The organism is Kitasatospora sp. NPDC001660 (assembly GCF_053596725.1).
The window spans coordinates 45,998-52,336 of sequence record NZ_JBSFGU010000047.1; the positions used below are offsets into that span (position 1 = coordinate 45,998).

8 protein-coding genes are annotated in these 6,339 nt (G+C 73.1%); 6 read left to right on the top strand and 2 right to left on the bottom strand.

Features of this window, described 5'->3' with window-relative positions; all coding sequences use genetic code 11:
- Positions 1–59: 59 nt before the first annotated feature.
- Positions 60–833, bottom strand: coding sequence for a SigE family RNA polymerase sigma factor (locus ACWCXH_RS32685; protein ID WP_449805126.1), 774 nt, complete (start codon positions 831–833; stop codon positions 60–62).
- A 478-nt stretch (positions 834–1,311) separates the two neighbouring features.
- Here ACWCXH_RS32685 and ACWCXH_RS32690 point away from each other — a divergent pair, with 478 nt between their 5' ends.
- The 4 genes from ACWCXH_RS32690 (at position 1,312) to ACWCXH_RS32705 (ending at position 4,655) form a co-directional block, all read left to right on the top strand.
- Positions 1,312–1,989 carry a response regulator transcription factor gene (locus tag ACWCXH_RS32690; RefSeq protein WP_030257458.1) on the top strand — a complete coding sequence of 226 codons (678 nt, stop codon included), beginning with the start codon at positions 1,312–1,314 and terminating at the stop codon, positions 1,987–1,989.
- 97 nt (positions 1,990–2,086) lie between these two features.
- Positions 2,087–3,631: a sensor histidine kinase gene (locus tag ACWCXH_RS32695; protein ID WP_449805116.1), complete on the top strand. Its 1,545-nt coding sequence runs from the start codon at positions 2,087–2,089 to the stop codon at positions 3,629–3,631.
- A complete protein-coding gene (locus ACWCXH_RS32700; RefSeq protein ID WP_449805117.1) occupies positions 3,628–3,948 on the top strand; it encodes a hypothetical protein in 321 nt (106 codons plus the stop codon). Before ACWCXH_RS32695 ends, ACWCXH_RS32700 begins: the two co-directional genes overlap by 4 nt.
- A 131-nt stretch (positions 3,949–4,079) precedes the next feature.
- Positions 4,080–4,655 carry a VanZ family protein gene (locus ACWCXH_RS32705; protein ID WP_449805118.1) on the top strand — a complete coding sequence of 192 codons (576 nt, stop codon included), beginning with the start codon at positions 4,080–4,082 and terminating at the stop codon, positions 4,653–4,655.
- Here ACWCXH_RS32705 and ACWCXH_RS32710 read toward each other — a convergent pair.
- Positions 4,609–5,286 carry a PhzF family phenazine biosynthesis protein gene (locus ACWCXH_RS32710; protein ID WP_449805119.1) on the bottom strand — a complete coding sequence of 226 codons (678 nt, stop codon included), beginning with the start codon at positions 5,284–5,286 and terminating at the stop codon, positions 4,609–4,611. The genes ACWCXH_RS32705 and ACWCXH_RS32710 overlap by 47 nt on opposite strands.
- Before the next feature lie 142 nt (positions 5,287–5,428).
- Between ACWCXH_RS32710 and ACWCXH_RS32715 the strand changes: the two genes are divergently transcribed.
- Positions 5,429–5,917, top strand: coding sequence for a hypothetical protein (locus ACWCXH_RS32715; RefSeq protein ID WP_449805120.1), 489 nt, complete (start codon positions 5,429–5,431; stop codon positions 5,915–5,917).
- A 196-nt stretch (positions 5,918–6,113) separates the two neighbouring features.
- Positions 6,114–6,296: a PspC domain-containing protein gene (locus tag ACWCXH_RS32720; RefSeq protein ID WP_449805121.1), complete on the top strand. Its 183-nt coding sequence runs from the start codon at positions 6,114–6,116 to the stop codon at positions 6,294–6,296.
- Positions 6,297–6,339: the final 43 nt, after the last annotated feature.

A 6,339-nucleotide genomic window follows, 5' to 3' on the forward strand; every position in this document is an offset into this window, starting at 1 on the left:
GTCCCCCGACGGGAGTCCCTTTCTCTAGACGCTTCGAGCGTCCCTTTCCGTTACGCGTCTCACGCGACCAGTTCGCCGAACGCCCGAACGGTGTCGCCCGACTTGTTCAGGTGCTCGTCGTCGCGCAGGCGGCGCAGCGCGCGCCAGATGCTGCTCTTGACCGTACCGACGCTGATCCCCAGCACGTCGGCGATCTCCGGGTCGGTCTTGCCCTCGTAGTACCGCAGCACCAGCATGGTCCGCTGGTTCTCCGGCAGCTTCGCCAGCGCCTGCCACAGCACGGTGCGCAGCTCGGTGCCGCCCATCGCGTCGGTGTCGCCGACCGTCTCCGGCAGCTCCTCGGTCGGGTACTCGTTGACCTTGCGGCGGCGCCAGGCGGAGATGTGCAGGTTGGTCATGGTGCGGCGGAGGTAGCCCCCGACCGCGGCCTTGTCGGTGATCCGGCCCCAGGCGCGGTAGGTGCTGAAGAGCGCGCTCTGCAGCAGGTCCTCGGCCTCGTAGCGGTCACCGGTGAGGTGGTACGCCGTGGCGTACAGGGAGGCGCGGCGCTCGCGCACGTACGCGGTGAACTCCGTGATGTGGTCCTCCGCGACGGCCGGGTGCTCCCCCTGCGCGTCTCCCTGTCCCGCCTCGGCGGTGCGCGCGGCGGCGGGGTTCAACCGCAGCAGCGTCGCACCGGCGGCCTCGCGGCCGGTCGGCTCCCCCGAACCGACCTTCCGCAGACCGTTCCCCCCGGTTCCCCGGTTACCCCCCAGGGCGCCCTTGCCCTCGACGCGGACGGGGAGGATCCCCCGCAGCGTGAGGGTGTTGGCGGAGTCGGCCGCACTCCCCATCCGGCCGATCCCGTACAGCTCCCCCGTCCTGCCACCGCCGCTCACCCGGCGGGCGGCAGGGTTACCGGTGCTGTGCGCGCACCCCCGTACGGTCACGGCACCGGAGTTCTCGTCGGTCCTGAACTCGTACCGGGTCCGGTGGGTGGTCGCTGAGGAACGCGCGGTGCGGACAGCCGGGTTGGTCCGGGTCTGAAGCATGGCGTTCATCGTGCGCCCCCTTGGTTCGGTACGAGCGGGTTCCGGTTGCCGCCCTCCAGCCGGCCGGTTGGCCCGCTGTCCTGCGGCGACATGGAAAATCCTGCCCGGCGGTTGTGATGGCGCTGTCCGCCGACTGTCACAGGGGTGTCACAGGGGACGGGCCGTTCGTCCCGGTCCGCCTCCCTCCTACCGGACGCCGAGGGCGCTTCTTCCGGTTCCCGTACGGGCGGTGACCGGTCCGGGGGGTGATTCGCGGCTTCCGGTGGGACAAAATGGGGCCGTGCCTTTCCTCCTACTGATCGAGGACGACGACGCCATCCGGACCGGCCTCGAACTCGCCCTCACCCGCCAGGGCCACCGTGTGGCCACCGCCGCCTCCGGCGAGGACGGACTGAGGCTCTTCAAGGAGCAGCGGCCCGATCTGATCGTGCTGGACGTGATGCTGCCCGGAATCGACGGCTTCGAGGTCTGCCGCCGGATCCGGCGCACCGACCAGCTGCCGATCATCCTGCTGACCGCCCGGTCCGACGACATCGACGTGGTGGTCGGCCTGGAGTCCGGTGCGGACGACTACGTGGTCAAGCCGGTGCAGCCGCGCGTCCTGGACGCCCGGATCCGCGCCGTGCTGCGACGCGGCGAGCGGGAGAGCTCGGACTCCTCCGCGTACGGCAGCGTGGTGATCGACCGGGCGGCGATGACCGTCACCAAGGACGGGCAGGACCTCCAGCTCACCCCGACCGAGCTGCGGCTGCTGCTGGAGCTCAGCCGCCGGCCCGGCCAGGCGCTCTCCCGGCAGCAGTTGCTGCGGCTGGTGTGGGAGCACGACTACCTGGGCGACTCGCGCCTGGTGGACGCGTGCGTCCAGCGGCTGCGGGCGAAGGTCGAGGACGTGCCGTCGGCGCCGACCCTGATCCGGACGGTACGCGGCGTGGGCTACCGGCTGGACCCTCCCGCCTGAGTCGTACCGTTCCTCCTCCCGTCCTTCTCCCATCGTTCTCGCATCCTTCTCGCGTCCTTGCTTGTGCCCCTGAACTCCCGTACGACGACAGGCTCCTGTGACTGACCATCAGACGACGACCCGGCGCTTCGCCACGGGCCCGTGGCGAAGGCTGCGCTCGCTGCGGGTACGGCTGATCGCGGTGTTCGCGGCGGTCGCGCTGCTCGCCGCCGTCTCGGCCTCCGGCATCGCCTACTGGCTGAACCGCGACGCGGTGCTCAAGCGCGCCCAGGACACGGCGCTCAACGACTTCCGGGTCTCGCTCAGCCGGAACGTCTCCGACCTGCCCCTGGGCGCGAGCTGCCCGGACCTGGCCGCGCTCGCCACGAACGTCGCCAGCTCCGGGCTGAGCTACGACGTCGTGCTGGTCGACCCGGCGCACCCCGAGTGCCCGGCCTCCTCCGACCCGGCGCACTTCACGCTCGCCGACGTGCCGAGCGCGCTGCAGTCCACCGTCGCCCGCCCGCGCGAGATCACCGAGAGCAACCCGTACCCGTACCACCTGTACTGGCAGCGGCAGAACCTGCAGGGCCGGCCGTTCGTGATCGGCGGCACGAAGGTGGTGCCGAACGGCCCGACGGCGTACATGTTCAAGTCGCTGGAGAACGAGCGGGCCGACCTCAACACGCTGGGCTGGTCGCTGGCCATCGCCACCCTGCTGGCGCTGATCGGCTCGGCGCTGCTCGCGCAGGCCGCGTCGTCGACCGTGCTGCGGCCGGTCAAGCGGCTCGGCGACGCCGCCCGGGCACTGGGCGAGGGGCGCCTGGACACCCGGCTGGAGGTCGACGGCTCGGACGAACTCGCGGACCTCGCCCGGACGTTCAACCGCGCCGCGGAGTCGCTGCACGAGCGGGTCGAGGAACTGAGCGCGCGCGAGGCGCAGAGCCGGCGGTTCGTCGCCGACATGTCGCACGAGCTGCGCACGCCGCTGACCGCGATGACCGCCGTCACCGACATCCTGGAGGACGAGGCCGAGTCGCTCGACCCGATGATCGAGCCGGCCGTCCGGCTCGTCGTCAGCGAGACCCGGCGGCTGTCGGACCTGGTGGAGAACCTGATGGAGGTGACCCGCTTCGACGCCGGCACGGCCAAGCTGGTCGCCGACGAGGTGGACATCGCCGACCTGATCATGTCCTGCATCGACGGCCGGGCCTGGTACGACGCGGTCGAGCTGGACGCCCCGCGCGGCATCCTGGCCGTCGTGGACCCGCGCCGCCTCGACGTCGTCTTCGCCAACCTGATCGGCAACGCGCTCAAGCACGGCGGCTCGCCGGTGCGGGTCAAGGTCAGGGAGGCCGGGGGCTCGGTCGTCGTCGAGGTCTCGGACAGCGGCCCGGGCATCCCCGAGGACGTGCTGCCGCACGTCTTCGACCGCTTCTACAAGGCCGACCGCGGCCGGGCCCGCTCCGAGGGCAGCGGCCTCGGGCTCTCGATCGCGATGGCCAACGCGCAGATCCACGGGGGGACGATCACGGCGGCGAACGGGGAGGTCGGGGCGGTGTTCACGCTGACGCTGCCACTGGCACCGCCGCCTCCGCCGTCCGCGGACGGGGCCGGCGACGGCCCCGCCGGAGACGCCGTCGAGCACGAGGACTCCCAGTGACCGCCCCCACCCGCTCCCCCCTGCGCCGGACCTCCGGCGTGCTGCTCCTACTGGCGCTGGCCTCCGGCTGCGGGATCCGTCCGACCGCCGTCCCGGTGGACGCGGGCGCCCCGGCCAGCCGGACGGCCTGCCCGACCGCCCCGCACGTACCGACCGCGCTGGCCACCCCGGCCCCGGCCGCTCCGAGCCCGCCCGCGACCCGGAGCACCGCCAAGCCCGGCCCCAGCCCGGCCCCCAGCCCGACCGGCCTGGCCACCTCGCCCCCGGACAACGTCTTCAGTGCCCTGCCGACGGCCGGAGCCAACGCCTGCAGGTGAGGGCGTGGCTCCCGGGGCGGGGCGCGTGTCGGAATGTTCACGCCCGGTGTGGAACCGCCGCGCCACCGGCTCACGTCCTTCCCCCCGTGCAGCGAGATGGCACCAGGACACGCGACGAGCGGCGTTCCGGCGTGCGGACCGACACCGGGCCGGCGGCGGCCGTCCACCGTCCCCTGCGGCAGGTCGGGCTGGCGGGCCTCGCCCTCCACCTGTCGCTGGTCCTCTGGCTGGTGGTGCTCAGACCCCTGCCGGTGGCCTGGGTCTACGACGCCAACCTGACGCCGCTGGCCTCCCTGCGCTCCTCCTCGGTCTGGCAGGTGGTCGGCGAACTCGTCCTGCTGGCCCCGCTCGGCGTCCTGCTCCCGCTGGCCGGCGGCCGGCCGCGCGCCCCGTGGCTGCCGTCCTTCCTGCGCACCACCGGCGTCTCCGCCCTGCTGGCCACCGGCCTGGAGTTCCTCTCCTCCTGGACGCCCGGGCACGTCCTCAACGTCGACCACATACTGCTCGCCGTGATCGGCGTCGCCGTCACCCACGTCGCCCTCGTCCCGGCGCTGCGGCGGCTGCTGCGGGAGCGGCGGCCCCGGGCCCGCAGGCCCGCGGCGGCGCCCGCGGTGGCGCCGAAGGTGACCACCCTGGTGAGCCCCCCGGTCGCCGCCGCGATCACCCCGGTCCCGGCCGCCCGTGCGTCGGCCGAGCCTGCTCCCTGAGCACCAGGCCGCCGACCTCGATCAGCCCGCCCCCGCGCGGTGCGGTCACGATCCGCGAGCCCCGCCCCTGCGTGACGGTCAGCGCCCGCCCGAGCCGCGCGGTCAGCAGCAGCGCCGCCGCACCCGTCGCCTCGTCCTCGTCGATCCCGTCGCCGCGCCCGGGGAAGCCCCGCGCCCGGACCGTCCCGGCCGTCTCGTCCTGCCACGCCCACGCGTAGATCCACTCGCCCGGCGGCGGCACCTCCAGCGCGTCCACCTCCTGCGCCGACCCGTACTGCCGCAGGGTGCGCGGCGGCGCCCAGTCGGCCCGGGCCTCGATCAGCGTCAGCCCGTCCTGGCGCCGGACGCCCACCTCGCCGGCGGGCGTGACCAGCCGGTCCACCCCGAGCAGCCATCCGGTCCCGACGCAGGGGTGCCCGGCGAACGGCAGCCGGAGCGTCGGCGTGTAGATGTCGATCACACCCCGCACCGGGTCGTCGACGAACACCGTCTCGCTGAACCCGAGCTCCCCGGCCATCGCCTGCCGCTCCGCGCGCCCCGGCACGGAGGCCCCGTCCCGCACGACGCCGAGCGCGTTCCCGCATTCCCCGTCGGGCCCGCAAAAGACCCGCAGCACCTCATAATCAGTCATTTCCCCGCCCCCTCAAGGCGCATCCGGCGGAATGCAACGAGTCCGTGATGAAAAGCCCGCGACGGATGTCGGCCGCCTCCAGTACCGTGCGCTCTCGTCCCCAACGGTTCACCGTTCTCTTTCCACTTCACAGGACCCCGCGTTGAACAACCTCGACTTCACCAACCAGCCCCTGTTCTCCTGGTACGTCATATTGCTGGCCATCAGCGGCATCGCCATGGTGATCATGGGTGCCATCAACGTCGGCGGCATGAAGGCCGGTTGGCGGGCCATCAACATCATCGTCGGCGTCGGATTCACCGGCTACGCCTACTACCTGGGATTCGTCTTCGAGGGGGGCGAATACCGGATCTTCTTCCAGGCGTTCATCCTGCCGATCGTGCTGATCGCCAACTCTGTGAAGGCCCTGGCCAACCGCGGCGCCACCCCGGCGGCCCCGCAGCCGGCCCAGCCGGCGGCGGCGGCGCCGCACAACCCGAACGCGCCGTACAACCCGAACGCCCAGCCGGTCCAGTCCTCCCCCGTCGCCCCGCAGGCCCCGCCCGTCCCGGCCACCCCGGCCACCCCGGCGGCCCAGCCCGTCCCGGACAACCCCTACGCCCAGCCCCAGCAGCCCCCGCACGCGGGCTGACGAGGTTTCCCGCCCAGCGCGCCACGGGCCTCCGGGTGGACCCTGAGGCGGCCCCGAGGCCCGGCTACGCCTCGCCGGCGAGACGGCCGCCGGGCGAATCGACTCGTGGGCGGACGATTGCGGCGGGGTGGCGGCCGAGCATGGAAGTAGCACCCGCCGGAGAGGCCGGACCGGGTACGACCCCACGGAGAGCACCATGAGCCCGCGCCTCGCCCGCCCCCGTCACAACCGCGTCATCGCCGGCGTCTGCGCCGGGATCGCCGAGCGCTTCGGCCTGTCGGCCTGGACCGTCCGGCTGATCTTCCTGGCCTCCTGCCTGCTGCCCGGCCCCCGCAGTACTTCCAGCCCGAGTACGCGCAGCACCAGTTCCCGGCCGTGATCGTCAGCACCGGCTTCCCCGGGCAGGCCGAGAACCTGATCAC